The sequence below is a fragment of the Halomonas sp. MES3-P3E genome (assembly GCF_002836035.1).
GTDB classification, from domain to species: Bacteria; Pseudomonadota; Gammaproteobacteria; order Pseudomonadales; family Halomonadaceae; genus Vreelandella; species Vreelandella arctica.
Window position 1 is genome coordinate 1 of record NZ_PJBT01000077.1, and the last position, 2,891, is coordinate 2,891.

5 protein-coding genes are annotated in these 2,891 nt (G+C 54.3%); all 5 read left to right on the forward strand.

Translation table 11 applies throughout. From position 1 onward, the window contains the following. Positions 1-588: TVP38/TMEM64 family protein (locus tag CXF87_RS11775; RefSeq protein WP_101146750.1), on the forward strand; the 588-nt coding region annotated here is incomplete at its 5' end. Between the two features lie 89 nt (positions 589-677). Next, positions 678-1,205, forward strand: coding sequence for a DsbE family thiol:disulfide interchange protein (locus CXF87_RS11780; protein WP_101146751.1), 528 nt, complete (start codon positions 678-680; stop codon positions 1,203-1,205). A gap of 67 nt (positions 1,206-1,272) precedes the next feature. Beyond that, entirely contained in the window at positions 1,273-2,085 is an 813-nt protein-coding gene (lgt, locus tag CXF87_RS11785; protein WP_101146752.1) for a prolipoprotein diacylglyceryl transferase, read from the forward strand. Further along, entirely contained in the window at positions 2,082-2,624 is a 543-nt protein-coding gene (locus CXF87_RS11790) for a protein-disulfide reductase DsbD N-terminal domain-containing protein (RefSeq protein ID WP_008958483.1), read from the forward strand. Before lgt ends, CXF87_RS11790 begins: the two co-directional genes overlap by 4 nt. Beyond that, positions 2,625-2,891, forward strand: a 267-nt coding sequence (locus tag CXF87_RS11795; protein ID WP_198556077.1) for a sulfite exporter TauE/SafE family protein, incomplete at its 3' end; no start/stop codon positions are given.

The window sequence follows — 2,891 nt, forward strand, 5'->3', positions numbered from 1 at the left end:
ACCGGCGCCTTGTCGGTCTTGACCGATAAGCAGGCCTTGCGTGAATGGGTTGATGGGTTGGGCGTCTGGGGGCCATTGGCCATCATCTTTATGATGATTACGGCCATTGTCATGAGCCCGATCCCCAGTGGTCCGATTGCCATGGTGGCCGGTGCGATCTACGGCCCAGTTTGGGGAACGGCCTATGTCGTTATCGGTGCCGAAGCCGGCGCTCTGCTCGCTTTCTGCATTGCTCGTTTGTTCGGCTATGAGGTAATGCAACGCTGGTCGCGTACGCGTCCCATCCTTAACTGGCTGGGGAAGGAACGCTCTCAAACCGGCTTGATGCTCATCGTTTTTGCATCCCGATTGGTGCCCTTCATTTCGTTTGATGCCATCAGCTACGCGGCAGGTATTACACCCCTGTCCTTCTGGCGCTTTTTGATCGCCACATTGGCCGGCGTAATCCCCACGGCGTATCTGATCGTCAAGTTCGGCGAAGTGCTAATTACCGCCGACTCCCGTGGTCTCACGATCGCGCTGGTCCTCATCAGTGGCATCACATTGCTGCCGCTGCTGGCGAAACGCCTATGGGCTCGGAAGCCATGACCGATGCAACCTAGTGCTCCAAATCAACTTCCGTAAGCACTAACAATGCTCAGCAGGCACTTACCCGCTACTACCTGTGAGACGTATACGTGAAATCTCGGACATTGCTATTTTTACCCCTATTGGGCTTTTTTGGTTTGAGCTTTTTCTTTTATCAGGGCTTATCAATGGATCCTAGCGCCAGAGATTCCCCCTTGTTAGCTCAGCCGTTTCCGGCCTTCAACCTGACGACGCTGGAAGACCCCTCAAGGGTCGTTGATGAATCTCTTTTTAAAGATAAGGTGACATTGGTCAATGTTTTGGGAGAGTGGTGCCCCACTTGCAAGCATGAAATGCCGCAGTTATTGGACTTAGCCGCGCGAGGCGTCCGCTTGGTTGGCATCAACTACAAGGATACCCAGGCAAAGGGACTCGAGTTTCTTGACGAGTTTGGGAATCCTTTTGAAGTCAATATTTTTGATCCAGAGGGTAACCTAGGTTTTGAGCTAGGTGTTTATGGCGCACCCGAAAGCTATCTGGTCGATACCGAGGGCACTATTCGTTACAAACATACAGGTTACATAACTTCTGAAGATGTTGAGCGAGTCATCCAGGAAGTCGAGAAGTGGAAACGATAAAACGGCTCTTAAGACGCAATAATTTTTGTTGATGACTCCAACAGTAACGATTGATTAAGGAAGATATATGCTGCAATACCCTCAAATTGATCCGATCGCCATCGCCATAGGCCCTCTTCAGATCCACTGGTATGGCTTAATGTATGTCATCGGGCTAGTCGCCGCTTGGTGGTTGGGTCGGCGTCGCGCCCATCGACTCGGCCTAAGCCACGATGATATGGGCGACCTGATCTTCTACGCCGCCATCGGCATCATCGTTGGCGGCCGCCTTGGCTATGCGCTGTTTTACGGGCTCGAACAACTGCAAGCCAACCCCCTTTGGTTACTAAAAATCTGGGAAGGAGGCATGAGCTTTCATGGCGGCCTTGCCGGTGTGTTAGTGGCTGCCTGGCTGTTTGCTCGCAAACATCAACTGGCTTTTATTCAACTGACCGACTTCATTGCTCCGCTAGTCCCCATCGGCCTGGGAGCGGGTCGCCTCGGGAACTTCATCAATCACGAGTTACCGGGGAGAGTTAGTGATGTACCTTGGGCAATGGTGTTTCCATCCATGATGGAGCTGGGCCCAGAGCCACGGCATCCTTCGGCTCTCTACGAGTTTGCCCTTGAAGGTGTCGTGTTGTTTGCCGTGCTGTGGTGGCTATCGCGCCGACCACGTCAGCGGGGCCTCATCTCTGGGCTGTTCCTGCTTCTGTATGGAGCCTTCCGTTTCATCGTAGAGTTCGTGCGCCTCCCCGACCCTCAGTTGGGATTCATCGCTTTTGGCTGGTTAACCATGGGGCAGCTACTGACACTACCAATGATCGTCGCGGGCTTTGCTCTGGTCGCTTGGTCCAGAGGTCAGCCAATGGATAAGCCAAAGGCGGCGTTAAACTCATGAAACAAGTCTTCGCTTTTCTAACGGTGGCACTCTTTATAGTCACCCCGGTAGCGGCACGTGAAGAGATGTTTGAGGTTGGTGACAAAAGTTCCCCCTTTAACCGTTCGCCCCAACGTGACTTTCTACCGGCTAAAGAAGCCTTCCGAACCACCGCCTGGCGAGACGATGATCGAGTTTATATCGGCTTCACCGCCGCCGAAAATTACTACCTTCACCGGCATCAGTTCGCGATTGAGAGTCTCTCTCAAGATATCAATTTCGGTGAGTTGGCTTTGCCGCCTGGCGAGCCAATGTCGCACGCGTCTTTAGGGAACATTAACGTTTTCTACGATCAGGTGTTGGTGAGTGCGCCCATCGAGGCGAGCGACACCGTTACCGGGCCGCTGGCCATCATGGTGACCTTTCAGGGCTGTTCCGACCAAGGACTCTGCTATCCACCCGAACAGGTCGAACTCGTATCACCGTACGGTTCGCCTCCGGCGGCCTTCACCATCAGCCCCTCCCGTGATACGGCGGGTAGCTCCAAAGGTGCCCCGTAAATGAATCCCGCCGACATGAGCCTGCCGCCGCTGGCGGCGGCCTTCGTCTTCGGCTTGCTGGGAGGCGCGCACTGTATCGGCATGTGTGGCGGCATCATGAGTGCCCTGACCTTTGCTGTGCCCCCCAGCATGCGACAGCCGAGGCGTTTAGCAGGTCTGTTGCTCGGCTATAATTTAGGTCGTATCAGCAGCTACATGATCGCTGGTGCCTTGGTGGCCCTGCTCGGTTCCGTGCTCAACCATGCACTGGACAGCTTCGCCCTGGTG

What these genes read in the sequence shown, in the direction of transcription:
- lgt (WP_101146752.1), top strand. Translation starts at nt 1,273, where the DNA reads ATGCTGCAATACCCTCAAATTGATCCGATCGCCATCGCCATAGGCCCT.
- CXF87_RS11790 (WP_008958483.1), top strand. Translation starts at nt 2,082, where the DNA reads ATGAAACAAGTCTTCGCTTTTCTAACGGTGGCACTCTTTATAGTCACC.